27 protein-coding genes are annotated in these 25,875 nt (G+C 58.6%); 25 read left to right on the top strand and 2 right to left on the bottom strand.

Going from position 1 to position 25,875, the window contains the following annotated elements; translation table 11 throughout:
* Window positions 1-108 precede the first annotated feature (108 nt).
* Entirely contained in the window at window positions 109-708 is a 600-nt protein-coding gene (locus AACY11_RS00580; RefSeq protein WP_339431061.1) for an FMN-dependent NADH-azoreductase, read from the top strand.
* Window positions 709-945: 237 nt separating this feature from the next.
* Here AACY11_RS00580 and rne read toward each other — a convergent pair whose 3' ends face one another.
* Entirely contained in the window at window positions 946-4,113 is a 3,168-nt protein-coding gene (gene rne / locus AACY11_RS00575; protein WP_339493612.1) for a ribonuclease E, read from the bottom strand.
* Window positions 4,114-4,812: 699 nt separating this feature from the next.
* On the opposite strand from rne, the gene rluC reads away from it, so the two are divergent.
* From rluC to sppA, 3 genes are read left to right on the top strand one after another with little or no spacing between them, the layout of a single operon-like run.
* A complete protein-coding gene (gene rluC, locus AACY11_RS00570) occupies window positions 4,813-5,772 on the top strand; it encodes a 23S rRNA pseudouridine(955/2504/2580) synthase RluC (RefSeq protein WP_339431063.1) in 960 nt (319 codons plus the stop codon).
* The gene (locus AACY11_RS00565) at window positions 5,759-6,421 is read left to right on the top strand and encodes an HAD-IA family hydrolase (RefSeq protein ID WP_339493610.1); all 663 of its coding nucleotides are present in this window, start codon (window positions 5,759-5,761) and stop codon (window positions 6,419-6,421) included. The genes rluC and AACY11_RS00565 overlap by 14 nt, the downstream gene beginning before the upstream one ends.
* A 24-nt stretch (window positions 6,422-6,445) precedes the next feature.
* Window positions 6,446-7,435, top strand: coding sequence for a signal peptide peptidase SppA (sppA, locus tag AACY11_RS00560; RefSeq protein ID WP_339431065.1), 990 nt, complete (start codon window positions 6,446-6,448; stop codon window positions 7,433-7,435).
* Between the two features lie 72 nt (window positions 7,436-7,507).
* Here the strand turns inward: sppA and AACY11_RS00555 are convergent, their stop codons facing one another.
* On the bottom strand, window positions 7,508-8,086 hold the full coding sequence (locus tag AACY11_RS00555; RefSeq protein WP_339431066.1) for a Maf family protein: 579 nt from the start codon (window positions 8,084-8,086) through the stop codon (window positions 7,508-7,510).
* A gap of 105 nt (window positions 8,087-8,191) precedes the next feature.
* On the opposite strand from AACY11_RS00555, the gene AACY11_RS00550 reads away from it, so the two are divergent.
* The 21 genes from AACY11_RS00550 to AACY11_RS00450 all read left to right on the top strand — a co-directional run bounded on the left by AACY11_RS00550 (window position 8,192) and on the right by AACY11_RS00450 (window position 25,826).
* Window positions 8,192-8,719, top strand: a complete 528-nt coding sequence (locus AACY11_RS00550; RefSeq protein ID WP_014339505.1) for a YceD family protein — start codon at window positions 8,192-8,194, stop codon at window positions 8,717-8,719.
* A 13-nt stretch (window positions 8,720-8,732) separates the two neighbouring features.
* Window positions 8,733-8,915 carry a 50S ribosomal protein L32 gene (rpmF, locus tag AACY11_RS00545; protein ID WP_003179396.1) on the top strand — a complete coding sequence of 61 codons (183 nt, stop codon included), beginning with the start codon at window positions 8,733-8,735 and terminating at the stop codon, window positions 8,913-8,915.
* A 4-nt stretch (window positions 8,916-8,919) separates the two neighbouring features.
* On the top strand, window positions 8,920-9,930 hold the full coding sequence (gene plsX, locus AACY11_RS00540; protein WP_339493608.1) for a phosphate acyltransferase PlsX: 1,011 nt from the start codon (window positions 8,920-8,922) through the stop codon (window positions 9,928-9,930).
* A 123-nt stretch (window positions 9,931-10,053) separates the two neighbouring features.
* A complete protein-coding gene (gene fabD, locus AACY11_RS00535) occupies window positions 10,054-10,992 on the top strand; it encodes an ACP S-malonyltransferase (RefSeq protein ID WP_339464892.1) in 939 nt (312 codons plus the stop codon).
* Window positions 10,993-11,008: 16 nt separating this feature from the next.
* Window positions 11,009-11,749, top strand: coding sequence for a 3-oxoacyl-ACP reductase FabG (gene fabG, locus AACY11_RS00530; protein ID WP_339464893.1), 741 nt, complete (start codon window positions 11,009-11,011; stop codon window positions 11,747-11,749).
* 196 nt (window positions 11,750-11,945) lie between these two features.
* Window positions 11,946-12,182, top strand: a complete 237-nt coding sequence (gene acpP, locus AACY11_RS00525; protein WP_003175607.1) for an acyl carrier protein — start codon at window positions 11,946-11,948, stop codon at window positions 12,180-12,182.
* 108 nt (window positions 12,183-12,290) lie between these two features.
* Window positions 12,291-13,535, top strand: a complete 1,245-nt coding sequence (fabF, locus tag AACY11_RS00520) for a beta-ketoacyl-ACP synthase II (protein WP_339431070.1) — start codon at window positions 12,291-12,293, stop codon at window positions 13,533-13,535.
* Window positions 13,535-14,350 carry an aminodeoxychorismate lyase gene (gene pabC, locus AACY11_RS00515; protein WP_339431071.1) on the top strand — a complete coding sequence of 272 codons (816 nt, stop codon included), beginning with the start codon at window positions 13,535-13,537 and terminating at the stop codon, window positions 14,348-14,350. Before fabF ends, pabC begins: the two co-directional genes overlap by 1 nt.
* A gap of 3 nt (window positions 14,351-14,353) precedes the next feature.
* Window positions 14,354-15,523: an endolytic transglycosylase MltG gene (gene mltG, locus AACY11_RS00510; RefSeq protein ID WP_339493607.1), complete on the top strand. Its 1,170-nt coding sequence runs from the start codon at window positions 14,354-14,356 to the stop codon at window positions 15,521-15,523.
* A gap of 19 nt (window positions 15,524-15,542) precedes the next feature.
* Window positions 15,543-16,175 carry a dTMP kinase gene (gene tmk, locus AACY11_RS00505; RefSeq protein ID WP_339431073.1) on the top strand — a complete coding sequence of 211 codons (633 nt, stop codon included), beginning with the start codon at window positions 15,543-15,545 and terminating at the stop codon, window positions 16,173-16,175.
* Window positions 16,168-17,151: a DNA polymerase III subunit delta' gene (locus tag AACY11_RS00500; RefSeq protein ID WP_339431074.1), complete on the top strand. Its 984-nt coding sequence runs from the start codon at window positions 16,168-16,170 to the stop codon at window positions 17,149-17,151. The genes tmk and AACY11_RS00500 overlap by 8 nt, the downstream gene beginning before the upstream one ends.
* Window positions 17,152-17,193: 42 nt before the next feature.
* On the top strand, window positions 17,194-17,550 hold the full coding sequence (locus AACY11_RS00495; protein WP_150651119.1) for a PilZ domain-containing protein: 357 nt from the start codon (window positions 17,194-17,196) through the stop codon (window positions 17,548-17,550).
* 14 nt (window positions 17,551-17,564) lie between these two features.
* On the top strand, window positions 17,565-18,350 hold the full coding sequence (locus AACY11_RS00490) for a TatD family hydrolase (protein WP_339431075.1): 786 nt from the start codon (window positions 17,565-17,567) through the stop codon (window positions 18,348-18,350).
* A 341-nt stretch (window positions 18,351-18,691) separates the two neighbouring features.
* Window positions 18,692-19,333 carry a TetR/AcrR family transcriptional regulator gene (locus AACY11_RS00485; RefSeq protein ID WP_221729339.1) on the top strand — a complete coding sequence of 214 codons (642 nt, stop codon included), beginning with the start codon at window positions 18,692-18,694 and terminating at the stop codon, window positions 19,331-19,333.
* Between the two features lie 137 nt (window positions 19,334-19,470).
* Window positions 19,471-20,439 (top strand): GTP 3',8-cyclase MoaA, encoded by a 969-nt coding sequence (locus AACY11_RS00480; RefSeq protein WP_339493605.1) that lies wholly within the window; start codon window positions 19,471-19,473, stop codon window positions 20,437-20,439.
* A 171-nt stretch (window positions 20,440-20,610) separates the two neighbouring features.
* Window positions 20,611-21,216, top strand: coding sequence for a DUF4823 domain-containing protein (locus tag AACY11_RS00475; protein WP_339431077.1), 606 nt, complete (start codon window positions 20,611-20,613; stop codon window positions 21,214-21,216).
* A gap of 15 nt (window positions 21,217-21,231) precedes the next feature.
* Complete coding sequence (locus AACY11_RS00470) at window positions 21,232-21,792, top strand: DUF1285 domain-containing protein (RefSeq protein ID WP_339431078.1); 561 nt, start codon at window positions 21,232-21,234, stop codon at window positions 21,790-21,792.
* A gap of 132 nt (window positions 21,793-21,924) precedes the next feature.
* On the top strand, window positions 21,925-22,641 hold the full coding sequence (locus AACY11_RS00465) for a FadR/GntR family transcriptional regulator (RefSeq protein ID WP_339431079.1): 717 nt from the start codon (window positions 21,925-21,927) through the stop codon (window positions 22,639-22,641).
* Window positions 22,642-22,711: 70 nt separating this feature from the next.
* Complete coding sequence (locus tag AACY11_RS00460; RefSeq protein ID WP_339431080.1) at window positions 22,712-23,587, top strand: SMP-30/gluconolactonase/LRE family protein; 876 nt, start codon at window positions 22,712-22,714, stop codon at window positions 23,585-23,587.
* Between the two features lie 270 nt (window positions 23,588-23,857).
* Window positions 23,858-24,676, top strand: a complete 819-nt coding sequence (locus AACY11_RS00455; RefSeq protein WP_339464896.1) for an SDR family oxidoreductase — start codon at window positions 23,858-23,860, stop codon at window positions 24,674-24,676.
* A gap of 145 nt (window positions 24,677-24,821) precedes the next feature.
* On the top strand, window positions 24,822-25,826 hold the full coding sequence (locus AACY11_RS00450; RefSeq protein ID WP_339431082.1) for a substrate-binding domain-containing protein: 1,005 nt from the start codon (window positions 24,822-24,824) through the stop codon (window positions 25,824-25,826).
* Window positions 25,827-25,875: the final 49 nt, after the last annotated feature.

Here is a 25,875-nt window from a genome sequence, read left to right as displayed (position 1 = left end):
CTAAATTTTCGATGCTTTGCAGCAATTATTTGCGCTTTTTCATCGATTCAGCTCTGTTTAACCTTCACTCCATCGACCTACAACATTCTCGGATGGAGGCTACACAACATGTCCCGCGTTCTGATCATCGAAAGCAGCGCCCGCCAGCAAGACTCGGTGTCCCGTCAGTTGACCCAGACCTTCATCAATCAGTGGAAAACCGCGCACCCCGACGATCAGATCACTGTGCGTGATCTCGCCGTGAACCCGGTGCCGCACCTGGACATCAACCTGTTGGGTGGCTGGATGAAGCCTGCCGATCAGCGCAGCGACAGCGAACAGTCTTCTCTGGATCGCTCCAACGAATTGACCGATGAACTGCTGGCTGCCGACGTGCTGGTCATGGCCGCGCCGATGTACAACTTTGCGATCCCGAGCACCCTCAAGGCCTGGCTTGACCATGTGCTGCGTGCCGGCGTCACCTTCAAGTACACCGACACCGGTCCGCAAGGCCTGCTGAGCGGCAAGCGTGCCTACGTGCTGACCGCTCGCGGCGGAATTTACGCCGGCGGCCCGGCGGATCATCAAGAACCTTACCTGCGTCAGGTGATGGGTTTTATCGGTATCCACGACGTGACCTTCATTCATGCCGAAGGCATGAACCTGGGTGGCGACTTTCAGGAGAAGGGCTTGAACCAGGCCAACGCCAAACTGGCTTCCGTCGCTTGATAGGTTAATCGCCAGATAATCACTGGATGTTCTAGTGCTCTGGCGCAACCCCTTCAAGGTTTTACGCGCATCGAACCTCCCTTTGCACTTATTGCTCCTGAGTGCTGTAGCCCGATTGAACGCTTTAGCGAGATCGGGCTTTTTTTTGTTCTTCACGCAATCCCGGTACGGTAATCGGTGAGCATAAAAAAAGCCCCGCCTGAATATTCAGGCGGGGCTTTTTATTGGCTTTTGGAATCAGACGAGGGGTTTAGGCTCGTGTTCTTTTTCCTGGGCCTCTTCGTGATGCTCGGCCGCGTCCTGAACGGAGCGAGGCGCTTCAGCAATGGCTGCTTCAACGACGACTTCTTCAGCAGCCGGGGCAGGAGCTGCCTCGACCACTTCAGCCGCAGGAGCAGCTGCGGCAGCCAGTTCAGCTTCCTTCTGCAGACGTTCTTCTTCGCGCTTGCGACGACGCACTTCGCGTGGATCGTTTGGAGCGCGGCCGTTTGGCGTCAGCGCGCTGACTACAGGCGCTTCAACCGCTGGGGCTTGGGCAACCACTGGCGCTTCGACGACCGGCGCTGGAGCAGGTTCGGCAGCGGCAACCACTGGCTCGGACACCGTGGCTTGTGGCACTTCAGCTTCAGCAGCAGGCGCTGGCGCTTCGGCTACGGTTGGCTCTGCAACCCAGTTGAATGCAGTTTGCTCTTCGCGAACTTCACGCACGCTTTCGGTCACGTTTTCAGCGACGGTTTCGACAACCGGCTCTGCAACGACAACGGGCTCTTGGGCTACGAAAGCAGGTTCGGCAACGATTTCAATCTGAGGCTGGGCTTCAACCTGGGCTTGAATTTCGCGAACCGGTGCCACTTCGACTTCCGGAGCCGCCGTCACTTCCACCGGAGTGGTTGCTTCAACCACCGGTGCTTCAACTGGAGCAGTTTCCAGTGTAGCGGCAGTGGCGCGTTCGGCTTGCTCGTTGGCTTGCGCTTCAGCCGGAGCGCTGATGACGCTGCTGGCGACGGTGGTGGTAACAGCCAGGCCAGCGGCCAGATCGGCAGCGCTTGGTGCTTCAGCGTTTTCGCCGGACTCGGATTCTTCCGATCCTTCGATCACGTTGCCGTTGGCATCACGCTGACGCTCGCGACGGTTGCTGCGACGACGCTGGCCGCGGGAGCGACGACGTGGACGATCGCCTTCGGCGTTCTCCGAACCATCTTCCGGCAGTTGCTCTTCATTGGTGATCACTTCGTCTTCAACGACGGCAGCAGCGGCCTGCTCTGCACGCGGTTGACGCTCTTCACGCGGCGGGCGCGGTGCGCGCTCTTCGCGAGGCTGGCGGGCCGGACGCTCTTCTGCATTAACGGCGGCAGCGGCGGCTGCTGGAGCGGCATCCAGTGGCTCGCGCAGTTCGCGTACACGTTCTTCACGCTCGCCACGAGGCTTGCGGTCTTCACGCGGCGCACGTGGGGCGCGTTCTTCACGAGGTGCGCGAGGTGCGCGTTCTTCGCGGGCGGCTGGCGCTTCAGTGCGAGCTTCGCGAGGTGCACGTTCTTCGCGGGTCTCACGTGGCTTGCGCTCTTCATCGCGACGACCATTACGGTTGCGGCTCTGCTGGCGACCGTTGCGACGTTCTTCGTTGCGGGCTGGACGCTCGGTAGCTGGTTTTTCAACGACCACCGGCGCGGCGGGCTCTTCTTTGGTCGCGAACAGGCTGACCAGCGACTTCACCAGACCTTTGAACAGGCTTGGCTCTGGCGCGGCCACTGGAGCTGGTGCTGGTGCAGCAGGTGCGGCCACTTCGGTCGGAACCGGAGCGTTGGCGCGGGCTGGTGCGGTCTTGACCGCGGCTTCCTGGCGAACCAGGGTGCGGGTTGCGGCGGCTGGCTGGACTTCTTCGACGTCGGCAGCGGCAGCGGCGATTTCGTAGCTGGACTGGTTGGTCGCGGCTTCCGGGCTGTCATCACGCAAACGCTGAACTTCGAAGTGCGGCGTTTCGAGGTGGTCGTTTGGCAGGATGACGATACGGGCACGAGTGCGCAGTTCGATCTTGGTGATCGAGTTGCGTTTTTCGTTGAGCAGGAACGCAGCCACCGGGATCGGCACCTGGGCGCGAACTTCGGCAGTGCGGTCTTTCAGGGCTTCTTCTTCGATCAGGCGCAGGATCGCCAGCGACAGCGATTCAACGTCACGGATGATGCCGGTGCCGTTGCAACGCGGGCAGACGATGCCGCTGCTTTCGCCCAAGGATGGGCGCAGGCGCTGACGGGACATTTCCAGCAGGCCGAAGCGCGAGATACGGCCGATCTGCACGCGAGCGCGGTCGGCTTCCAGGCATTCGCGGACTTTCTCTTCCACGGCGCGCTGGTTCTTGGCAGGGGTCATGTCGATGAAGTCGATGACGATCAGGCCGCCGATGTCGCGCAGGCGCAACTGACGGGCGATTTCTTCAGCCGCTTCAAGGTTGGTCTGCAGAGCGGTTTCTTCGATGTCGCTGCCTTTGGTGGCGCGCGCCGAGTTGATGTCGATGGACACCAGCGCTTCGGTCGGATCGATAACGATGGAACCGCCGGAAGGCAGTTCGACGACGCGCTGGAAGGCGGTCTCGATCTGGCTTTCGATCTGGAAACGGTTGAACAGCGGAACGCTGTCTTCGTACAGCTTGATCTTGCTGGCGTACTGCGGCATTACCTGGCGGATGAAAGTCAGGGCTTCGTCCTGGGCTTCAACGCTGTCGATCAGCACTTCGCCGATGTCCTGGCGCAGGTAATCGCGGATCGCGCGGATGATCACGTTGCTTTCCTGGTAAATCAGGAATGGCGCGGAGCGATCCAGCGAGGCTTCTTTGATGGCGGTCCACAGTTGCAGCAGGTAGTCGAGGTCCCACTGCATTTCTTCGCTGCTGCGGCCAAGGCCTGCAGTGCGCACGATCAGACCCATGTCGGCCGGGGCAACCAGGCCGTTCAGTGCTTCACGCAGTTCGTTGCGCTCTTCGCCTTCGATGCGACGGGAGATACCGCCGGCACGCGGGTTGTTCGGCATCAGCACCAGGTAACGACCGGCCAGGCTGATGAAGGTGGTCAGGGCTGCGCCCTTGTTGCCACGTTCTTCTTTTTCAACCTGAACGATGACTTCCTGGCCTTCGCTCAGGACGTCCTTGATGTTGACGCGGCCTTCGGGGGCTTTCTTGAAGTATTCGCGGGAGATTTCTTTGAGGGGCAGGAAGCCGTGGCGCTCGGAGCCAAAATCGACAAAGGCAGCCTCAAGGCTTGGTTCGATGCGAGTGATGCGGCCTTTATAGATGTTGGCCTTCTTCTGCTCGCGTGCACCGGATTCGATGTCCAGGTCGTAGAGGCGTTGGCCATCTACCAGTGCAACACGCAACTCTTCGGGTTGAGTTGCGTTAATCAGCATTCTTTTCATGTAGTACCGTCGGTTTCCGGGCTGCCGGAAACGGCGTTCGGCACACACGACTTCTCACGGTCGGTGTCAGGTGCGTCGGGAGTGGTTGGCCATTCCCGTGTCCAGCGATGTGCGACCAATTGGGCCGATACCGCGACGTACGCGTCCTGCTTGCTGTGGCTACTTAAGCACTCAGTCAGGAGGAGGAATCAACCAGTGGCTGTGGACGAGATGAAGCGTCTTGATAAAGCCTATTGCTACACAGTCCAGCGGTTGTGCATCTCCACCCTACACGTATCCCTGATAATTCGGGTGCTGCCGCGCGCAGAATCCGCAGCGGGTTGGCATTTACCGTGAACTCCGAAAGGGGAGGTCACGCATCATGGCTAATTTAGGCGATGTTTCCGAAGCGTTCGCTCGGGGTCATTCGCAGCTGACTGCACTTTGTGAACTGGCCGTGAATATCTGCCTGCCAGACGAGTAAAAACTCTGCTCGGCGGTGTAATTCAGGCCTCATGTCACCTGCGCTTGTTACAACTGCAAACTCCACCGTTACGTAGCGAAAGCCCCGTAGGACGGCCTCGCGTCCTGGTGAATTGCGTTGGTCAGGGCCGGTTTTTGACCGTGGTTCCGCTGCCCAGGCCGCTTTTGGCGGCGTTCGCGACTATAGCAGCAATGATTAAGTGCTTCAATTCCATAAAAATTGTTATCATCCGCGGCATGACAACTACTGCCCCTTCGACTCCAGGCGTTCAATTGCTTGAAGTCTCGCCGGAGTATGCCGGCCAACGAATCGACAACTTTCTCCTCGCCCGGCTCAAAGGCGTGCCCAAGACCTTGATTTACCGCATTTTGCGTAAAGGCGAAGTGCGCGTGAACAAGGGACGGATCAAGCCTGAATACAAACTGCAGGCCGGCGATATCGTGCGCGTGCCGCCGGTTCGCGTGCCGGAGCGTGATGAACCGGTGCCTTTGGCCCAGGGACTGTTGCAGCGTCTGGAAGCATCGATCGTCTACGAAGACAAGGCGCTGATCGTGATCAACAAGCCCGCCGGCATTGCGGTTCATGGTGGCAGCGGTCTGAATTTCGGCGTGATCGAAGCCTTTCGTCAGTTGCGTCCCGATACAAAGGAGCTGGAACTGGTCCATCGTCTCGATCGTGACACTTCCGGCTTGCTGATGATTGCCAAGAAACGCAGCATGCTGCGTCACTTGCACGAAAAATTGCGTGGCGATGGTGTCGACAAGCGCTACATGGCGCTGGTTCGTGGTAATTGGGCGACCTCGATCAAGCAGGTCAGTGCGCCATTGCTCAAGAGCAACCTGCGTTCCGGTGAGCGCATGGTTGAAGTCAACGACGAGGGCAAAGAAGCCCTGACTGTGTTCAAGGTGCTGCGCCGCTTCGGCGATTTCGCCACCATGGTCGAGGCCAAGCCTGTTACCGGTCGTACCCACCAGATTCGCGTCCACACCCTGCACGCCGGGCATTGCATTGCTGGCGACAGCAAGTACGGTGATGACGATTTCACCAAGGAAATCCGCGATCTGGGCGGCAAGCGCCTTTTTCTGCACGCTTACATGCTGACCGTGCCGTTGCCTGACGGTGGCAAGCTGACCTTGCAGGCCCCGGTCGATGAAATGTGGGCCAAGACTGTGGAGCGCCTGAGTGCCGCACCCTGATTACAAACTGCTGATTTTCGATTGGGACGGTACGCTGGCCGATTCCATTGGCCGGATTGTCGAGGCGATGCATTCCGCGTCCGGGCGGTCCGGTTTCGAGTTGCGCGATGACTTTGCCGTCAAGGGCATCATTGGCCTGGGTTTGCCCGAGGCGATTCGCACGTTGTACCCCGAGATCAGCGATACCGAAATGGTTGCGTTCCGCGAGTATTACGCAGATCACTACATCGCTGCAGAAGCCGTGCCTTCGCCGTTGTTCGAGGGTGTCGTCGAGTCGATGGCATCCTTTCGCGAGCAGGGTTATCACCTGGCAATCGCGACCGGCAAGAATCGTCGCGGACTGGATCGGGTGCTCAAGGCTAATGGCTGGGAAGAGTATTTCGACATTGCCCGTGCTGCCGATGAAACTGCGAGTAAACCGCACCCTCTGATGCTGGAGCAGATTCTTGCTCATTGCGGTGTTCGTGCGGAGCAGGCGCTGATGGTGGGGGACTCGTCCTTCGATCTATTAATGGCGCGTAACGCGGGGATGGAGTCGGTGGCGGTCAGTTATGGCGCGCAATCGATTGAATCACTGCAGCAGTTCGAGCCGCGTCTGTCGATCGATCGTTTTTCCGAATTGCATGCCTGGCTGGGGCAGCGGGCCTAATACGTTTTTGCTGGGGTGAATGGCATGACCGACGAATGGAAGGCACCGGCCAAGGCAAGTGCCGACGGCGGTGACGAGAAAAGCTGGAAGCTGTTGGAAAAGACCCTGCTCGCCGGTGTGCAGGAGCAACGTCGCTCGCGGCGTTGGGGGATTTTCTTCAAGCTTCTGACGTTTGTTTATCTGTTTGTTGCGTTGATCCTGTTCACGCCGCTGATGGATATGGAAAAGAGCGCCGCTCGCGGCACGAACTACACCGCGCTGATCGATGTTGCCGGCGTGATCGCCGATAAGGAATCGGCCAGTGCTGACAACATTGTCGGCGCCTTGCGCGCAGCGTTCGAAGACAAGAAAGTCAAGGGTGTCATCCTGCGTATCAACAGTCCTGGCGGTAGTCCGGTGCAGTCGGGGTATGTCTATGACGAGATCAAGCGTTTGCGCGGTCTGCACCCGGACACCAAGCTGTATGCGGTGATTTCCGATCTCGGTGCGTCCGGTGCCTATTACATTGCCAGTGCGGCGGATCAGATCTATGCCGATAAGGCGAGTCTGGTGGGTTCCATTGGTGTGACCGCTGCTGGATACGGTTTTGTTGGCACCATGGAGAAACTGGGTGTTGAGCGTCGCACCTACACCTCGGGCGAGCACAAGTCGTTCCTTGATCCGTTCCAGCCGCAGAAACCTGAAGAAACCGCGTTCTGGCAAAGTGTGCTGGATACCACGCACAAGCAGTTCATCAATAGCGTCAAGCAAGGGCGCGGCGATCGCCTGAAGGATAAAGAGCATCCGGAGCTGTTCTCCGGGCTGGTCTGGTCGGGTGAGCAGGCGCTGCCATTGGGCTTGATCGATGGCTTGGGTAGCGCCAGTTCGGTGGCGCGTGACGTGATCGGTGAGAAAGAACTGGTTGACTTCACTGTTCAGGAATCGCCGTTCGATCGCTTCTCGAAGAAGCTTGGTGCAAGCGTTGCTGAGCAGTTGGCGATGTGGATGGGGTTCCACGGTCCTTCGTTGCGCTGAGTTGTTTTAAAGATCAAAAGATCGCAGTCTGCGGCAGTTCCTGGGAGCTATCGAAGGCTGCGATCTTTTGCTTTAAGGGATCTGCATTCCCTCGGCCAGCAGCATGTCGATCAGGCGAATCAGTGGCAAGCCGATCAGGCTGGTGGCGTCCGGGCCTTCGGTGGACTGGAACAGGCTCACGCCCAGGCCTTCGGCCTTGAAGCTGCCGGCGCAGTCGTAGGGTTGCTCGATGCGCAGGTAACGCTCGATGCGCGCCAGATCGAGTTGCCGCATATGTACGGTGAACGGCACGCAGTCGACCTGGCATTGGCCGGTCTGGCTGTTGAGCAGGGCGAGGCCGGTGAGGAAGGTCACGCTGGCACCACTGGCAGCCATCAGTTGCTCGCAGGCTTTCTCGAAGGTGTGCGGCTTGCCGATGATCTGCTCGCCGAACACGGCGACTTGATCGGAGCCGATAATCAGATGAGCGGGGTGGTTGTGGGCCAATGCTCGGGCTTTTTGTTCGGCGAGGCGTTTGACCAGTTCGATCGCCGGCTCGCCGGGGCGGTGGCTTTCGTCGATATCCGGCGAAGTGCAGGTGAACGGCAAGTGCAGGCGGGCAAGTAATTCGCGGCGATAAGTCGAGCTTGAAGCGAGTAATAAAGGCAGCATTCGCGTCTCCTGAGGGAGGTGTGGATTCTAGCGCAGGCGTGCAAGTGACGGACAGGGCACAATTTCCTTTGACATGGGTGGGTGCATCCCTATAATGCTGCGCCTATGTTGAATGACCCGATTCCACCTCACGTTGACCCGCGCAAATTGGCTGACCGTGGCACCACCCTTCAAGGTGAACTGCTGCTGGCCGATTTGAAGAGACTCTGCGACCCGCTTTCCGACAATGTCGGTACGGTGCAGGCCAAATTCGTTTTTGAACGAGATGAACGTAAATCTGTGGTGATCCACAGCTTTATCGACACCGAAGTCAAAATGGTTTGCCAGCGTTGTCTTGAGCTGGTCACCCTGCCGATCCACAGCGAATGCAGTTACGCCGTGGTGAAGGAGGGTGCGAATACCCAGTCGTTACCGAAAGGTTATGACGTGCTGGAACTGGGCGAAGATCCATTGGATCTGCAGTCACTGATCGAGGAGGAGCTTCTGCTCGCCTTGCCCATTGTGCCTGCTCATCATCCGGAAGAATGCCAGCAGCCGGCGGGAGCAGATGAGCCCGAACCGAGCGAGGACGAGGTAACGCGGTCCAACCCGTTCAGTGTATTGGCGCAGTTAAAGCGTGACCCAAACGTTTAGGAGTTAATCAATTATGGCTGTTCAGCAGAACAAAAAATCCCGCTCTGCCCGTGACATGCGCCGTTCGCACGACGCTCTCGAGGCTAGCACCCTGTCTGTAGAAAAAACCACCGGTGAAGTTCACCTGCGTCACCACGTATCGCCAGAAGGCGTATACCGTGGCCGTAAAGTGATCGACAAGGGCGCTGACGAGTAATCACTTGTCCGCTCAAGTCATCGCGATTGACGCAATGGGCGGGGACTTCGGTCCCCGCAGCATTGTTCAGGCCAGCCTTGCTTGCCTTTCTGCTACGCCCTCGCTGTACCTGACCCTCGTCGGTCAACCCTCCCTTCTTGAAGAATTGATCAACGGCCAATCGGCTGCCGATCGCGCGCGCCTGACAATTGTTGCGGCGTCTGAAGTCATCACAATGGACGAGAAACCGACCCAAGCCTTGCGTGGCAAGCCGGATTCGTCGATGCGTGTCGCCTTGGAGTTGGTGCGTGATGGCAAGGCTCAGGCCTGTGTCAGTGCTGGCAATACAGGGGCGTTGATGGCGCTGTCGCGATTTGTCCTCAAAACGTTGCCTGGCATTGATCGGCCAGCCATGGTTGCGGCGATCCCGACACAGAAGGGGTATTGCCAGTTGCTTGATCTGGGCGCCAATGTCGATTGCAGTGCCGAGCATCTTTTGCAGTTCGCTGTGATGGGCTCGGTGGCGGCGCAGACACTGGGCATCGCCCGTCCGCGCGTGGCGTTGTTGAACATTGGCACCGAAGACATCAAGGGTAATCAGCAAGTCAAGCTGGCGGCCACCTTGTTGCAAGCGGCGCGAGGGATTAACTACATCGGGTTTGTCGAGGGCGACGGGTTGTATCGCGGTGAGGCGGACGTGGTGGTATGCGATGGCTTTGTCGGCAATATCCTGCTCAAGTCCAGCGAAGGGCTGGCGACGATGATCGCGGCGCGTATCGAGGCGCTGTTCAGGCGTAACCTCGCCACGCGCGCTGTCGGTGCCTTGGCGTTGCCATTGATGAAGCGCTTGCAGGCTGATCTGGCGCCGGCGCGACATAACGGCGCAAGCTTTCTGGGTTTGCAGGGCATTGTGGTGAAAAGTCACGGGTCGGCCGGGGTTCAAGGCTTTCAGAGTGCTATCGAGCGCGCGTTGATCGAGATTCAGGAGAACCTGCCGGAGCGTCTCCACGGTCGTCTGGAGGATTTGTTGTCTTAGGCGTTTTCGTCGGACAATGCTTAAATGTGACCGCCCGGTTCAAAGGGCCATCCAACTGTCAGTTTCTTGCGTCCCCAAGTGGGGCGTCATTATTCGACGACAAGATCATTAGGGGCTTGTTACATGTCTGCTTCCCTCGCATTCGTCTTTCCAGGACAGGGTTCGCAGTCCCTCGGCATGCTGGCCGAGTTGGGCGCGCAACATCCATTGATCCTCGAAACTTTCAAAGAAGCATCCGATGCTCTGGGCTATGACCTTTGGGCGCTGACCCAGCAAGGGCCGGAAGAGCTGCTCAATCAAACCGATAAAACCCAGCCGGCCATTCTGACTGCATCGATTGCCCTTTGGCGTCTGTGGCTGGCTGAAGGTGGCGTGCGTCCAGCTTTCGTTGCCGGTCATAGCCTGGGTGAATACAGTGCGCTGGTTGCTGCAGGTAGCCTGAAGCTGGCTGACGCGGTGAAGCTCGTTGAGCGCCGTGGTCAGTTGATGCAGGAGGCCGTACCGGCCGGGCAGGGTGGCATGGCTGCCATCCTTGGCCTGGAAGACGCCGACGTGCTCGCAGCCTGTGCTGAAGCGGCGCAAGGCGAAGTGGTCAGCGCCGTCAACTTCAACTCGCCGGGCCAGGTGGTTATTGCGGGTGCCAGGGCGGCTGTCGAGCGTGCCATTGAAGGCTGCAAGGCGCGTGGCGCCAAGCGTGCCATGCCCTTGCCGGTAAGCGTGCCGTCGCACTGCGAGCTGATGCGTCCGGCTGCCGAACGCTTTGCCGCAGCCATCGCCGCCATTGACTGGCAGGCGCCGCAGATCCCTGTGGTACAGAACGTCAGCGCGCAAGTGCCGGTCGATCTGGAAACCCTCAAGCGTGATCTGCTCGAACAACTCTACAAGCCAGTTCGCTGGGTCGAGTCGGTACAGACTCTGGCTGCGAAAGGCGCGACCAATCTGGTCGAATGCGGGCCGGGCAAGGTGCTTGCCGGTCTGAACAAACGTTGCGCCGAAGGCGTTGCGACTTCCAACCTCAATACCCCAGACGCTTTCGCTGCCGCTCGCGCAGCGCAAGCCTGAATCAGGAGAAGCTTGCATGAGTCTGCAAGGTAAAGTTGCACTGGTCACCGGTGCAAGCCGCGGTATCGGCCAGGCCATCGCACTGGAACTGGGTCGTCAGGGCGCTACCGTCATTGGTACCGCAACTTCTGCCAAGGGTGCCGAGGCTATCTCCGCTACTCTGAAAGAACATGGCATTCAGGGTACCGGTCTGGAACTCAACGTCACCAGTGACGAATCGGTCAGCAGTGTACTGGCGAGCATTCAGGAGCAGTTCGGTGCGCCGGCAATCCTGGTCAATAATGCCGGTATCACCCGCGATAACCTGATGATGCGCATGAAAGACGATGAATGGTACGACGTGATCGATACCAATCTGAACAGTCTGTATCGCCTGTCCAAGGGCGTTCTGCGTGGCATGACCAAGGCGCGTTGGGGACGAATTATCAGTATTGGCTCGGTGGTGGGTGCCATGGGCAACGCAGGCCAAGTAAACTATGCAGCCGCCAAGGCCGGTCTGGAAGGTTTCAGCCGTGCAATGGCGCGTGAAGTCGGTTCGCGTTCGATTACGGTCAACTCGGTAACCCCAGGGTTTATCGACACCGATATGACCCGCGAACTGCCTGAAGCACAGCGTGAAGCCTTGCAGACGCAGATTCCGCTGGGTCGTCTGGGGCAAGCTCAAGAGATCGCGTCTGTGGTCGCTTTTCTTGCATCCGACGGTGCGGCATACGTTACTGGGGCTACAATCCCGGTGAACGGTGGGATGTACATGTGAGTAAAATGTGACGGATTGCTTCAAAAAAATGTCATACGAGCTGTCTAAAATCCGTTATAAAGCTGCAATCTATTTATAGACAGAGGGCTGCAGGGTTTGAGGAGTGAAGCTTTCAGTTGAAAAGCTGAAAAGTCTTTCTATACACTTACCCACCGGCCAGCTGCCTGAATTTGTCCATTAGGAGTGAAAACAAGGTATGAGCACCATCGAAGAGCGCGTCAAGAAAATCGTCGCCGAGCAACTGGGCGTTAAAGAAGAAGAAGTGGTTAACACTGCTTCCTTCGTTGAAGACCTGGGTGCCGACTCCCTTGACACCGTTGAGCTGGTGATGGCTCTGGAAGAGGAATTCGAGACCGAAATCCCTGACGAAGAAGCTGAGAAGATCACTACAGTACAAGCTGCAATCGATTACGTTACCAGCCACCAGGCGTAATAGTTTGTAATCGTTGCTTGCTGTCATGGAAAAACCGCACTGCCATCATGGCGTGCGGTTTTTTCTTTAGGCCTGATGCAAAATCGTCATTTGAAAAAGGAGAGTGCTGTGTCGCGTAGACGCGTCGTAGTCACCGGTATGGGTATGTTGTCGCCACTGGGCACGGATGTGCCGAGCAGTTGGCAGGGCATTCTGGCTGGCCGTAGTGGCATTGGTCTGATCGAACACACCGACCTTTCTGCCTATTCCACCCGCTTTGGCGGCTCGGTAAAGGGCTTCAATGTCGAGGAATACCTGTCGGTCAAGGAAGCGCGCAAGCTTGACCTGTTCATTCAGTACGGCCTCGCCGCAGGCTTTCAAGCCGTGCGCAATGCCGGTCTGGAAGTCACTGACGCCAACCGTGAACGCATTGGCGTCGCGATGGGTTCGGGTATCGGCGGCCTGACCAACATTGAAGAAACCAGCCGTACCCTGCATGAGACGGGGCCGCGCCGAATTTCACCGTTCTTTGTGCCAGGCTCGATCATCAATATGATTTCCGGTTTCCTGTCGATCCATCTGGGGGCACAGGGACCTAACTACGCCATCGCCACCGCGTGTACCACCGGTACGCACTGCATTGGTATGGCGGCGCGCAACATCATGTATGACGAAGCCGACGTGATGATCGCCGGCGGTGCCGAAATGGCGGCGTGCGGTCTGGGCATGGGTGGCTTCGGCGCGTCCCGTGCGCTGTCGACCCGCAATGACGAGCCGGCCCGTGCCAGCCGTCCTTGGGACAAGGGCCGTGATGGTTTCGTGCTGTCCGACGGTGCTGGTGCGTTGGTCCTCGAAGAGCTCGAACACGCCAAGGCTCGTGGCGCGACCATCTATGCCGAGCTGATTGGTTTCGGTACCAGCGGCGACGCGTTCCATATGACTTCGCCGCCCGCCGACGGCGCCGGTGCAGCCCGCTGCATCACCAATGCACTGCGTGACGCGAAGATCAATGCCGATCAAGTGCAGTACATCAACGCCCACGGCACTTCGACGCCGGCTGGCGATCTTGCCGAAGCCAACGCAATCAAGACCGTGTTCGGTGATCACGCCTACAAAATGGCGGTCAGTTCTACCAAGTCCATGACCGGTCACCTGTTGGGTGCGGCGGGCGCGGTCGAAGCGATCTTTAGCGTGCTGGCAATCAACGGCCAGGTGGCACCACCGACGATTAACCTTGAAGAGCCCGACGAAGGCTGCGATCTCGATTTTGTGCCGCACACTGCGCGCAACATGGATATCGACGTCGTGCTGTCCAACTCCTTCGGTTTTGGCGGTACCAACGGTACCTTGGCGTTCCGCCGGTTCGCAGGTTGATGGACTGCTGGGTCGACGGTCAACCGGCTGACACGCTGTCGCTGAAAGATCGCGGCCTGGCTTACGGCGATGGTCTGTTCGAGACCGTTGCCGTGCGTGGCGGCCAGCCGGTGCTGTTGGATCGGCATCTGGCGCGACTGGCCGATGGCTGTTCGCGTCTGGCCATTGCGACCGACATCGAACTGATTCGCCAAGAGCTGCTGAGCTATGCGGCGGCGATGGGCGAGGGCGTGCTCAAGCTTATCCTCACGCGGGGCGATGGTTTGCGCGGTTATGCGCCAGATCCTGCGGCGCAGGGTCGACGCATTCTGCAAGGCAACCCTCCTGCCGCTTACCCCGCTGTCCACGCGCAACTTGGCATTCGCCTCTTTCCTTGCAGCACGCGATTGGCCAGCCAGCCCTTGTTGGCGGGTCTGAAACACCTCAATCGCCTGGAACAAGTCATCGCCCGCGCCGAATGGCAGGACAGCGAACACGCTGAAGGCTTGATGCTCGATCAGGCCGGTCGAGTCATCGAAGGGGTGTTCAGCAACCTGTTTCTGGTGCGTGATGGGGTGTTGATCACACCTGATTTGAAGCGTTGCGGCGTGGCTGGTGTGATGCGCGCCGAAATATTGTTTCAGGCCGAGTCTTTGACCATCCCCACACAAATCGCCGATATCAGCCTTGAACAGCTGCAATGGGCCGATGAAGTCTTTCTCTGCAATAGCGTTTATGGCGTTTGGCCGGTACGTGCCTACGCTGCGCTGAGCTGGCCGGTTGGCCCGCTCACCCGTAAACTGCAAACCATTGCCCGCGCCCTACTGGATGCCTGATTCGTGAGACGTAAACTTTTGCTGCTGCTGGAAACCGGATTGGTTCTGGCAGGGTTGCTGTTGGGCGCCAGCGCCTGGAAGATTCACTCCGCACTGGAGCAGCCTCTGAACATCACGCAGGAAGAGCTGCTGGATGTGCCGAAAGGTTCCACACCGACCCGGACTTTCCTCGAGCTCGAAACCGATGGCGTCATCAAGGACGCATTCTGGCTACGGGTTTATTGGCGGTTCAATCTTGCCGGTACGCCAATCCACAGCGGTGAATACCGCATGCAGCCGGGCATGACTGTCGATGGTCTGATCGACTTGTGGAAGCGTGGGGAGGTGGTTCAGTACAGCCTGACGTTGGTTGAAGGATGGAATTTCCATCAAGTGCGCGCGGCGTTGGTCAAAGACGAAAAAATCGAGCACACCCTCAATGGTCTTAGCGACAGCGACGTCATGGCGAAGATCGGCCACAAGGGGTTGTTCCCGGAAGGTCGTTTCTTCCCTGATACCTATCGCTTCGAGCGTGGCATGTCCGATACCGAACTGCTGAAAAAGGCCTTTGATCGTCTCGACGAAGTATTGGCCAAGGAGTGGGAAAATCGCTCCGCCGACGCGCCTTACAGTGAGCCTTATCAAGCGCTGATCATGGCCTCGCTGGTTGAGAAGGAAACCGGCGTGCCGCAGGAACGCGGTCAGATTGCCGGCGTCTTTGTGCGTCGGATGGCGGTGGGCATGCAATTGCAGACCGATCCAACAGTGATTTATGGCTTGGGCGATCGTTACACCGGCAAGCTGACCCGTGCTCATTTGCGAGAGCCGACGCCTTATAACACCTACGTGATTCCTGGCCTGCCGCCGACGCCGATTGCAATGGTTGGGCGTGAAGCGATTCACGCTGCGTTGAACCCGGTGGAGGGCACCAGTCTTTACTTCGTCGCACGTGGCGACGGCAGCCATGTCTTCTCTGACGACCTCGATGCACATAATCGTGCGGTGCGCGAGTTCCAGCTCAAGCGACGCGCCGATTACCGCTCCAGTCCGGCGCCAGCAGTCACGCCTGAGGCGGCTCCGGCATCCGATGAAGCGAAACCTGCAGCATCACCGCAAACTGCGCCTGAGTCGCCGCCGCAGGTTTCGCCTCAGGAGGCTGCACCGGACGCTGCGGCACCACAAGACACGCAATGACTTTGATTAAGGACTGCCTGTGACTGGCTTGTTTATTACCTTGGAAGGCCCGGAAGGCGCCGGCAAGAGCACCAACCGCGAATACCTGGCAGAGCGCCTGCGCGCCGCCGGTATCGAGGTGCTGTTGACCCGTGAGCCCGGCGGTACTGCGCTGGCCGAACGGATTCGCGACGTGCTGCTGGCGCCGGCCGACGAAGTCATGAATCCGGATGCCGAGCTGTTGCTGGTTTTCGCCGCGCGTGCCCAGCATCTGGCTGAAGTGATCCGTCCGGCTCTGGCCCGTGGTGCAGTGGTGTTGTGTGACCGGTTCACTGATTCGACATATGCCTATCAGGGCGCTGGTCGCGGTTTGTCGCTGGAACGTATCGCGACGCTGGAAACCTTCGTACAGGGTGATCTGCGCCCGGATCTGACGCTGATTTTCGATCTGCCGGTGGAAATCGGCCTGGCCCGTGCCAGTGCGCGGGGGCGTCTGGATCGTTTCGAGCTTGAAGGACGGGCATTTTTCGAAGCGGTGCGCGGCGCGTTTCTCAAGCGTGCTGAAGCCGATCCTTCGCGTTACGTGCGGATCGATGCCGGTCAGCCGTTGGCACAAGTCCAGCAATCGCTGGATACATTGCTGCCGCGTTTGCTGGAGCTGAGCCGTGGCTGAGGCCTATCCGTGGCAAGACAGCCTCTGGCAGCATCTGGCCGGACGTAGCCAGCACGCCCACGCCTATCTGCTACATGGCCCGGCCGGTATCGGTAAGCGGGCCTTGGCGGAGCGGCTAATGGCCAGCCTGTTGTGCCAGCGTCCGACGCCTGAAGCCTGCGGTGAGTGCAAATCCTGCTTGCTGCTCAAGGCTGGCAGCCACCCGGACAATTACATCCTCGAACCGGAAGAAGCCGACAAGGCAATCAAGGTCGATCAGGTGCGTGATCTGGTCAGCTTCGTGGTGCAGACCGCGCAACTGGGCGGACGCAAGGTGGTGTTGGTCGAGCCGGTGGAGTCGATGAACATCAACGCCGCAAACGCCTTGCTCAAAAGTCTTGAAGAGCCTTCCGGCGACACGGTATTGCTGTTGGTCAGTCACCAGCCGAGCCGTTTGTTGCCAACGATCAAGAGTCGCTGCGTGCAGCAGGCCTGTCCGTTGCCGAGTGAGGCGATGAGCCTGCAATGGCTGGCTCAGGCGCTGCCGGAATGTTCCGCAGAGGAGCGTGTCGAGCTGTTGACGTTGGCGGCGGGCTCGCCATTGGCGGCGGTCAGCCTTCAGTCTCAAGGTGTGCGCGATCAGCGCGCGCAAGTGGTCGAAGGTGTGAAGAAGCTGCTCAAGCAGCAGCAATCGCCGACGCAACTGGCCGAAGAATGGAAAAGCATTCCAATGCTGCGTCTGTTCGATTGGTTTTGCGATTGGTCGAGCCTGATCTTGCGTTATCAACTGACGCAGGACGAAGCCGGTCTTGGCCTGACCGATATGCGTAAGGTTGTGCAGTACCTCGCGCAGAAAAGTGCGCAGGGCAAAGTCCTCGATATTCAGGACTGGATTCTCGCCCAGCGGCAGAAAGTCCTGAGCAAGGCCAACCTCAACCCGACACTGTTGCTGGAGGCGTTGTTGGTGCAATGGGCGGGATTGCCTGGCCAAAGATAAGAATGTGTACCTAGACTCTGAGCATCAGCAGTGGAGGTCAACATGAACGAACCTGTCAGCCCCGGGCCGCGCAACGGCATTTTGTCCCTGACCATCAAGGACAAATCCGTGCTTTATGCCGCTTATATGCCGTTCATCAAGAACGGTGGTCTGTTCATCCCGACCAACAAGAGCTACAAGTTGGGCGATGAGGTGTTCATGCTGCTGAACCTGATGGATGAAGCGGAAAAGATTCCGGTCGCCGGCAAGGTCGCCTGGATCACCCCCAAAGGTGCGCAAGGCAACCGCGCCGCCGGTGTCGGCGTTCAGTTCAACGAGGGCGACAACACGGCCCGTAGTCGCATCGAAACCCATCTGGCCGGAGCGCTGAAATCCGACCGTCCCACTCATACGATGTAAGTAGCTGCCTTTTTATGCTCGTAGATTCCCATTGTCACCTTGATCGCCTTGACCTCGCTGCCCATGACGGCTCGCTGGATGCTGCACTGGATGCCGCTCGCGAGCGCGGGGTCGGGCACTTTCTGTGCATCGGCGTGAGTGCCGATAACGCTGCCGACGTCAAAGCCCTTGCTGAGCGTTATGACGACATTGATTGCTCGGTTGGCGTGCATCCGCTGGACGTACAGCCTGGCGCGGCGCCAGCGCTGGACTGGCTGTTGCACGAACTCAATCATCCGAAAGTGGTGGCGATTGGTGAAACCGGTCTGGATTACCACTACGAACCGGAAGCCGCCGAGCTGCAGCAAGAGTCGTTCCGTCTGCACTTGCAGGCCGCGCAGCAGACCGGCAAACCGGTGATCATCCACACCCGCGGTGCCCGCGCCGATACCCTTGCGCTGCTGCGCGAGGCGGCGCTGCCCCAAGCAGGGGTGCTGCATTGCTTTACCGAAGATTGGGACATGGCGAAAGCTGCGTTGGACATGGGTTATTACATTTCCTTGTCCGGCATCGTCACGTTCCGCAATGCTGACGCGTTGCGCGATGTGGCGAGCAAAGTCCCGGCCGATCGCCTGCTGGTCGAAACCGACTCGCCGTACCTGGCGCCTGTCCCTTATCGCGGCAAACCGAACCTGCCGCAGTACGTGCGCGAAGTGGCAGAGTTTCTGGCGATGCTGCGTGGCGAAAACTACGAGCGTTTTGCCGAGCAGACCACCGAAAACTTCAAGCGTCTGTTCCCGCAGGCCCATGTAAAAGCCTGAATCGCAGGCAAAAAAAACCCGGGTTCTGGGGGGTGAATCCGGGTTAAGACCATTAGGAGTAAAACAAAGGCACGCGGTCCTTTGGTACCTTTATCGGCCCGGCACTTGGGGGAGATGCCGCCCGACAGTTCAAGTATTGATCAGTCTGGCGTGCAGTCCAGTTAGCCGGTCGGGGTTTTTAAACAAATTTGGAATACGTTTGCTTCAGTTGAGTTCTCATTACCCCCCAAACGTTCGCAAAATGAACAAGAAACACAGATATGGTCGGATGATCCGTGCATTTTTGTGCAAGTTAGGCATAATACGCGGCTTCGAATTTTGACCCCAACAGACCTTTTCTTATGCACAAAGAACCTCGTAAGGTCCGTGAGTTTCGTCGCCGCGAGCAAGAAATTCTCGATACCGCGCTCAAGCTGTTCCTCGAACAAGGTGAAGACAGTGTCACCGTCGAGATGATTGCTGATGCCGTGGGTATCGGCAAAGGCACGATCTACAAGCATTTCAAGTCCAAGGCCGAGATTTATCTGCGCCTGATGCTCGATTACGAGCGCGATTTGAATGAGCTGCTGCATTCGGCCGACGTCGACAAGGACAAAGAAGCGCTGTCCCGTGCCTACTTCGAATTCCGCATGCGCGACCCGCAGCGCTATCGTCTGTTCGATCGCCTCGAAGAGAAGGTGGTCAAGGGCAATCAGGTGCCGGAGATGGTCGAGGAGCTGCACAAGATCCGTGCCTCGAACTTCGAGCGCCTGACCTTGCTGATCAAGGGGCGTATCAGCGAAGGCAAGCTCGAAGACGTGCCGCCGTACTTCCACTACTGCGCGTCCTGGGCGCTGGTGCATGGCGCAGTCGCGCTGTATCACTCGCCGTTCTGGAGCAATGTGCTGGAAGATCAGGAAGGTTTCTTCCAGTTCCTGATGGACATCGGCGTGCGCATGGGTAACAAGCGCAAGCGCGATCCGGAAATCCCTCCAGGCAGTTGAGCCATTCAGTTGCCTTATTGCGTCATGTTTTCGCTACATGACGCAGTACCGCAGGAATATACTCAGGCATAGGGCTTGCTAAAACTTGATTTGTGAGTCAAGTTTTAGCGGCTCGATTTTCTATTGCCGGAGTGATCATGATCGTTGACCGTCAAGGCAGGCGTTTTCGCAATTTGCGGATCAGTCTGACTTCAGCCTGCAATTACGCTTGTACCTACTGCGTGCCTGACGGCAAGCGGTTGGTGGCTGCGCAGGATGAACTGTCGGCCGAAGCCATGGCGCGCGGCGTGGCGTATCTGATCGAGGCCGCGGGTATCGAGCGGCTGCGCATCACCGGTGGCGAACCGCTGGTCAGCCCCAAACTTGAATCGTTCATGACGGCTGTCGGCAAGATGGGCCTGGACGACATCAGCCTGACGACCAACGGTCAACTCCTCGCGAAAAAACTCCCTTTGTTGGTAGATGCCGGTCTGCGGCGCATCAACGTGTCCCTTGATACCCTCGACGCCAGTGCGTTCCGTAGCATCGCTCGTGGCGGCGATCTCGCTACCGTGCTTGATGGGATGAATCAGGCTGCAGCGGCGGGAATGAAGATCAAGGTCAACATGGTGCCGTTGCGGGGGCAGAACCTCGATCAGGTGATGCCGTTGCTTGATTACTGCCTGGAACGCGGATTTGAGCTGCGTTTTATCGAGCTGATGCGAATGGGCCACCTGGCCAAAGATTCCAATGCCTTCCTGCAACAGTTCGTCAGCCTGCAGCAACTGCTGAGCCTGATTGGCGAGCGCTACGAATACGCGCAAACCGACGCGCCTGTGGATGCCACGGCCGTGCGTTACGCGATTCCCGGGGCGGGCAACTTCGGTGTGATCGCCAACGAAAGCGTACCGTTCTGCCGTACCTGTTCGCGTCTGCGTTTGTCGTCGACTGGCTGGCTGCATGGCTGCCTGTCGTCGAGCAACCGCCACTATGTCGGTGATTTACTCGACAAACCGCGGCACCAGGCATTGCCGGCGTTGCAGCGCTTACTGGTCAAGGCGTTGGGCGACAAGCAGGAAGTCGCGTTTTCTGGCGGCGCGACTGTCATGAAGATTATCGGCGGCTGACATACCGCATTGGCGAGCAAGCCCGCTCCCGCATTTGGAATGCCTTCCACTTGTGGGAGCGGGCTTGCTCGCCAATGCGTTGTATAACTCGATAAAGTTCGTGATCTGGCGCAAAAGCTGCATCCAACGGCCATTCGCCGGTTTTCCGTCACCGGCTTCTGGAGGATGAGGATGCGTAGCCTGGTTTTGCTGCTGGCCGTTTTGGCGCTTGGCGGCTGTATGACTGTCAGCGATATGGCCGAGGGCACTCGCTATCAGATGAGCGACGCGGGGCTGCTGGATCACAGTGACAGTCGCCGTGTGAACAACTTCCGCATTCAGCCGGACTCGTTCATCTACATCGCTCAGGGCGCGTTTGCGCCGCCGGGCGGTTCCTATCCGCGGCCAAACGTGGTGGCTGAAGAAGCCTTCAAGGGCTTTGTCGAATACTTTCCGATGGTACGCCGCGCGCGTGCGCCGGAAGGCCTCGATCAGGCGATGGGCGAAGCCCGCGATGCCGGCGCTCACTACTTGCTGTACACGCGTTTCGCCAAGTCTGATGACCGTATCGGCAACTCTGATGAGTGGCTCGATCAGGAGGCGGTGGATCGCCTCGGCATCGACGGTGGCGTGATTCAGATCATGTTGATCGAGACCAGCACCCAGTATTTGATTGATACTGCACGGATCAAGAGTCGTGGCGGTTTACTGACGTTCCACGACAACAAACCTGAAGACCTGATCGGCCCGCCACTGGCGCAGTATGCGCGCAGCCTGCTGGGGATCGGCGACCAATAAACCAAGGAGTACGCCATGAGTGGCCCGCAAAAAGCCAATGACCTGTTGGGACAGATTCCCAAAACCAAAGGCCTGCCGCCGGTGCATTTGTGGAACCCGGAGTTTTGCGGCGACATCGACATGCGCATCGCCCGGGACGGCACCTGGTACTACCTGGGCACGCCGATCGGGCGAAAGCCAATGGTCAAACTGTTCTCCACGATCATCCGCCGCGATGGCGATGATTACTTCCTGATTACTCCGGTTGAGAAGGTCGGGATCAAGGTCGACGATGCACCGTTCGTGGCGATTGCCGTGGAGGTTGAAGGTGAGGGCGAGGCGCAGGTGCTTCGCTTTATCACCAATGTCGACGAGACCGCCGAGGCGGGGCCGGAACATGCGATCCGCGTCGAGATCGACCCCCTCACGCAAGAACCTGCGCCGTATGTGCATGTACGAACCAACCTTGAGGCGTTGATCCACCGCAATGTGTTTTATCAATTGGTAGAACTGGCGGTCAGCCGCGAAATTGACGGCCAGCGCTGGCTCGGGGTTTGGAGCGGCGGCGAGTTCTTTCGCATTGGTCTTGAGCCTTAACAAAAATCCAAATGTGGGAGCGAGCAAGCCCGCTCCCACACTGGTTTTCGTGTTAGCTGACAAAATCTGATTTGACACCCAATCGTATGATGATTAGCGTAGGCACCCATCGCGAACCGCTTTGAGGTGTCCATGTCCAGCAGCTTTCATGCGTCCACGGTTGACTGGCTGGGCAGTTGGATCGCCGCCGGCCAGGTAAAGCCGGGGCAGTCCATCAAGGTCGAGGCTGATCTCGGCGAGCAACTCGGCGTCAGTCGTACGGTCATCCGCGAAGCCATCAAAACCCTCGTCGCCAAAGGCATGCTCGAAGTCGGGCCAAAGGTCGGCACGCGGGTATTGCCGGTGCGGCGCTGGAACCTGTTCGATCCGCAAGTCGTCGGTTGGCTGTCACGCAACGGGCTGCCGGAAAACTTCGTCGATGACTTGCTCGACCTGCGCCGCACCATTGAGCCCATGGCCGTGCGCTGGGCTTGCGAGCGGGCGACCCTTGATCAGATCCAGGCCGTGCAACTGGCCTATAACGCTCTCGAGCGTGCGGTCGACAGTGGCACGGATTACAACCGCGCCGACCAGTCCTTCCACGAATGCATTCTTGCCGCCAGCCATAACCAGTTCATCGAACAAATGGTGCCGGCCCTCGGCGCATTGCTGGCGGTATCGTTTGAAGTGTCCGCCGCCGACCCCGATGAACTGCGCCGCACCTTGCCGATCCACAAAGACATGGCCGACGCCATCGCCGCTCGCGATTGCGCACGCGGTGTGTGGGCCTGCATGACCCTGATCGATAACGCGGATCTGGCGATCAAGCGCTTTTACCCGCAAGTCATGGCCGACAAAAAAGCCAGCTGAAACCCACACATTCCTCTGTGGGGGCCAGCCCACTCCCACATTGAAAACAAGAATGACCAAAGGAATTGCCATGACGTGGACTGCCGTTACCCAACACCGCGCCCAACTCGGTGAAGGCCCTTTCTGGGATGCCCCGACCCAGGCGCTGTACTGGGTTGATATTGCCGGCAAGCAAGCCCTGCGCCTGATCGGCCAGAATGTGCAGATCTGGCAGATGCCAGAACACATTTCCGCGTTCATCCCGTGCAACAGCGGCGATGCCCTGGTGACCCTCAGCAGTGGCGTCTATCGACTCGATCTCGACTCCCCCGGCCTTGAACCGCGACTGACCCTGTTCTGCATCGCCGACCCGCAACCCGGCAACCGCCCCAACGAAGCGCGCTGTGATGCTCAGGGCTGCTTGTGGCTCGGCACCATGCAGAACAACATCGGCGAACAGGGCGAAGATCTGCCGATTATCCGCCGCTCCGGTGGCCTGTTCCGTATCGATCCGGATAAACGCGTCACGCCGTTGTTGCGCGGATTGGGCATTCCCAACACGTTGCTGTGGAGCGACGACGGCACAACGCTGCTGTTCGGCGACAGCCTCGACAGCACCCTCTATCGCTATTTCATCCACACCGACGGCAACCTCGACACCGCTTACATCTGGTACGGCCCCGATCAACAGGGCGGCCCGGACGGTTCGGCAATGGACGCAGAAGGTTATGTATGGAATGCGCGTTGGGACGGCAGCTGCCTCTTGCGACTGACGCCTGAAGGCAAGGTTGATCGCAAAATCGATCTGCCGGTCAGCCGCCCGACCAGTTGCGTATTCGGTGGTGAAGACCTGAAAACCCTTTACATCACCAGCGCCAAGAGCCCGCGCAACCACCCGCTGGACGGTGCTGTGCTATCGATGCGGGTTGATGTTGCAGGAAAACGCTGTACGCGATTTGCAGGCTAGATCCCAAAATATGGGATGAGAAATTATATATTGAGATTATTTGGCGGTCGGGTTTATAGTCGGCTCCAGCAGTAACACGCACTCACACTTAAAAAGAACAAAACAGGTGAAGTGATGCAGCGAATGTCTATTGCACTCCCATGTGGAGTCCGCGTCTCGCAACGGCCCGATACCGTTGCCCGCGCCTGCCTGTTTTGTTCCAAACGCCTTCCAGACCGGACATCGTCAGATGCCCGGTTTTTTTGCGCTTGCGAACAGGAGTCCTGATCCATGGCTGAACCACTTACCCTGCCGCCGGTGCCCGCGCCGCCGAAGGGCGAGCGTCTGAAAAACAAAGTTGTGCTGCTCACCGGTGCCGCCCAAGGCATTGGCGAAGCCATCGTCGCGACCTTCGCTGCGCAGCAAGCGAAACTGCTGATCAGCGATATTCAGGGTGAGAAGGTCGAGCAGGTTGCAGCCCATTGGCGCCAACAGGGCTACGACGTTCAGGCGATCAGGGCTGATGTGTCGCGCCAGCAGGACCTGCACACCATGGCCAGACGCGCGGTCGAGTTGCACGGCCGCATCGACGTGCTGGTCAATTGCGCCGGGGTCAACGTGTTCCGGGATCCGCTGGAAATGACTGAAGAGGACTGGCGCCGTTGTTTTGCCATCGACCTCGACGGCGCCTGGTATGGCTGCAAAGCGGTACTGCCGCAGATGATCGAGCAGGGCATCGGCAGCATCATCAACATCGCCTCGACCCATTCGAGCCACATCATTCCCGGCTGTTTCCCGTACCCGGTGGCCAAGCACGGCCTGCTCGGGCTGACGCGTGCGCTGGGCATCGAGTACGCGGCGCAGGGTATTCGCGTCAACGCCATTGCGCCGGGCTACATCGAGACTCAATTGAACGTCGATTACTGGAACGGTTTCGCCGATCCGCACGCCGAGCGTCAACGCGCTTTCGATCTGCACCCGCCCAAACGCATCGGTCAGCCGATTGAAGTGGCAATGACGGCGGTGTTTCTGGCAAGCGATGAAGCACCCTTTATCAATGCCTCGTGCATCACCGTCGATGGTGGTCGCTCGGTGATGTACCACGACTGACTGATTGGGTTTTCGCGCGGATAAGTCCGTCTGAAATCCAATCATCATACGATATGACTATTTTCTACAGGCTTTGCAGGAACCCGCTTCAACCGCTTTAACGCTTTTCAAATATTGCTCAAAAAAAATAACAAGGAGTCAGCTTATGAAACGTCGTTTCGGGATTCGTACCCTGTGCAGTGCCGCCCTGGCGGTCACCGCGTTCAGTCTGAGCAGTTCGCTGCTCGCTGCCGATACCGTGAAGATCGGCTTTTTGGTCAAACAGGCCGAAGAGCCGTGGTTCCAGACCGAATGGGCCTTCGCCGAGAAAGCCGCCAAGGACAAAGGGTTTGAACTGATCAAGATTGCCGTGCCGGATGGCGAAAAAACCCTGTCGGCCATCGACAGCCTCGCGGCCAACGGTGCCAAGGGCTTCGTGATCTGCCCGCCGGACGTGTCCCTGGGCCCGGCGATCATGGCCAAAGCCAAAAGGAATGACCTCAAAGTAATTGCCGTGGACGACCGCTTCGTCGACGCCAACGGCAAGTTCATGGAAGACGTGCCGTACCTGGGCATGGCCGCGTTCGAAGTCGGCCAGAAGCAAGGCGCCGCCATGGCCGCCGAAGCCAAGAAACGTAACTGGGACTGGAAAGATACGTACGCGGTGGTCAACACCTACAACGAACTCGACACCGGCAAGAAGCGCACCGACGGCTCGGTCAAATCCCTCGAAGAGGCGGGCATGCCCAAAGACCATATTCTGTTCGCAGCCCTGAAGACCCTCGACGTACCGGGCAGCATGGACGCCACCAACTCGGCGCTGGTGAAACTGCCGAGCGCGGCGAAGAACCTGATCATCGGCGGCATGAACGACAACACCGTGCTCGGCGGCGTACGCGCCACCGAAGCCGCCGGTTTTGCTGCGGCTAACGTGATCGGCATCGGCATCAACGGCACCGACGCGATCGGCGAGCTGAAAAAGCCCAACAGTGGCTTCTACGGTTCGATGCTGCCGAGCCCGCACATCGAAGGCTACAAGACCGCCGAGATGATGTACGAGTGGGTCACCACCGGCAAAGAGCCGCCGAAGTACACCGCCATGGACGACGTCACCCTGATCACCCGCGAGAACTTCAAGCAAGAGCTGGAAAAAATCGGTTTGTGGAACTGACGCAGCAACGGCCCGGGTAGCCGGGCCGTTTGATCGGTGTGATGAGGTG

It is taken from the genome of Pseudomonas sp. RA_105y_Pfl2_P56, from assembly GCF_963970845.1.
In the GTDB taxonomy this organism is placed as follows: Bacteria; Pseudomonadota; Gammaproteobacteria; order Pseudomonadales; family Pseudomonadaceae; genus Aquipseudomonas; species Aquipseudomonas baetica_A.
The sequence above is the reverse complement of the archived record's forward strand: the minus strand, read 5'-3'. Positions and strand labels throughout refer to the sequence as shown.

Coding starts and splice junctions, on each gene's coding strand:
- AACY11_RS00495 (WP_150651119.1), top strand. CDS start 17,194: ATGAACGAACCTGTCAGCCCCGGGCCGCGCAACGGCATTTTGTCCCTG.
- fabD (WP_339464892.1), top strand. CDS start 10,054: ATGTCTGCTTCCCTCGCATTCGTCTTTCCAGGACAGGGTTCGCAGTCC.
- AACY11_RS00555 (WP_339431066.1), bottom strand. CDS start 8,086: ATGCTGCCTTTATTACTCGCTTCAAGCTCGACTTATCGCCGCGAATTA.
- acpP (WP_003175607.1), top strand. CDS start 11,946: ATGAGCACCATCGAAGAGCGCGTCAAGAAAATCGTCGCCGAGCAACTG.
- fabG (WP_339464893.1), top strand. CDS start 11,009: ATGAGTCTGCAAGGTAAAGTTGCACTGGTCACCGGTGCAAGCCGCGGT.
- AACY11_RS00480 (WP_339493605.1), top strand. CDS start 19,471: ATGATCGTTGACCGTCAAGGCAGGCGTTTTCGCAATTTGCGGATCAGT.
- AACY11_RS00550 (WP_014339505.1), top strand. CDS start 8,192: ATGTTGAATGACCCGATTCCACCTCACGTTGACCCGCGCAAATTGGCT.
- AACY11_RS00460 (WP_339431080.1), top strand. CDS start 22,712: ATGACGTGGACTGCCGTTACCCAACACCGCGCCCAACTCGGTGAAGGC.
- AACY11_RS00485 (WP_221729339.1), top strand. CDS start 18,692: ATGCACAAAGAACCTCGTAAGGTCCGTGAGTTTCGTCGCCGCGAGCAA.
- sppA (WP_339431065.1), top strand. CDS start 6,446: ATGACCGACGAATGGAAGGCACCGGCCAAGGCAAGTGCCGACGGCGGT.
- rne (WP_339493612.1), bottom strand. CDS start 4,113: ATGAAAAGAATGCTGATTAACGCAACTCAACCCGAAGAGTTGCGTGTT.
- AACY11_RS00580 (WP_339431061.1), top strand. CDS start 109: ATGTCCCGCGTTCTGATCATCGAAAGCAGCGCCCGCCAGCAAGACTCG.
- AACY11_RS00465 (WP_339431079.1), top strand. CDS start 21,925: ATGTCCAGCAGCTTTCATGCGTCCACGGTTGACTGGCTGGGCAGTTGG.
- rluC (WP_339431063.1), top strand. CDS start 4,813: ATGACAACTACTGCCCCTTCGACTCCAGGCGTTCAATTGCTTGAAGTC.
- AACY11_RS00455 (WP_339464896.1), top strand. CDS start 23,858: ATGGCTGAACCACTTACCCTGCCGCCGGTGCCCGCGCCGCCGAAGGGC.
- AACY11_RS00450 (WP_339431082.1), top strand. CDS start 24,822: ATGAAACGTCGTTTCGGGATTCGTACCCTGTGCAGTGCCGCCCTGGCG.
- AACY11_RS00490 (WP_339431075.1), top strand. CDS start 17,565: ATGCTCGTAGATTCCCATTGTCACCTTGATCGCCTTGACCTCGCTGCC.
- pabC (WP_339431071.1), top strand. CDS start 13,535: ATGGACTGCTGGGTCGACGGTCAACCGGCTGACACGCTGTCGCTGAAA.
- AACY11_RS00470 (WP_339431078.1), top strand. CDS start 21,232: ATGAGTGGCCCGCAAAAAGCCAATGACCTGTTGGGACAGATTCCCAAA.
- AACY11_RS00475 (WP_339431077.1), top strand. CDS start 20,611: ATGCGTAGCCTGGTTTTGCTGCTGGCCGTTTTGGCGCTTGGCGGCTGT.
- rpmF (WP_003179396.1), top strand. CDS start 8,733: ATGGCTGTTCAGCAGAACAAAAAATCCCGCTCTGCCCGTGACATGCGC.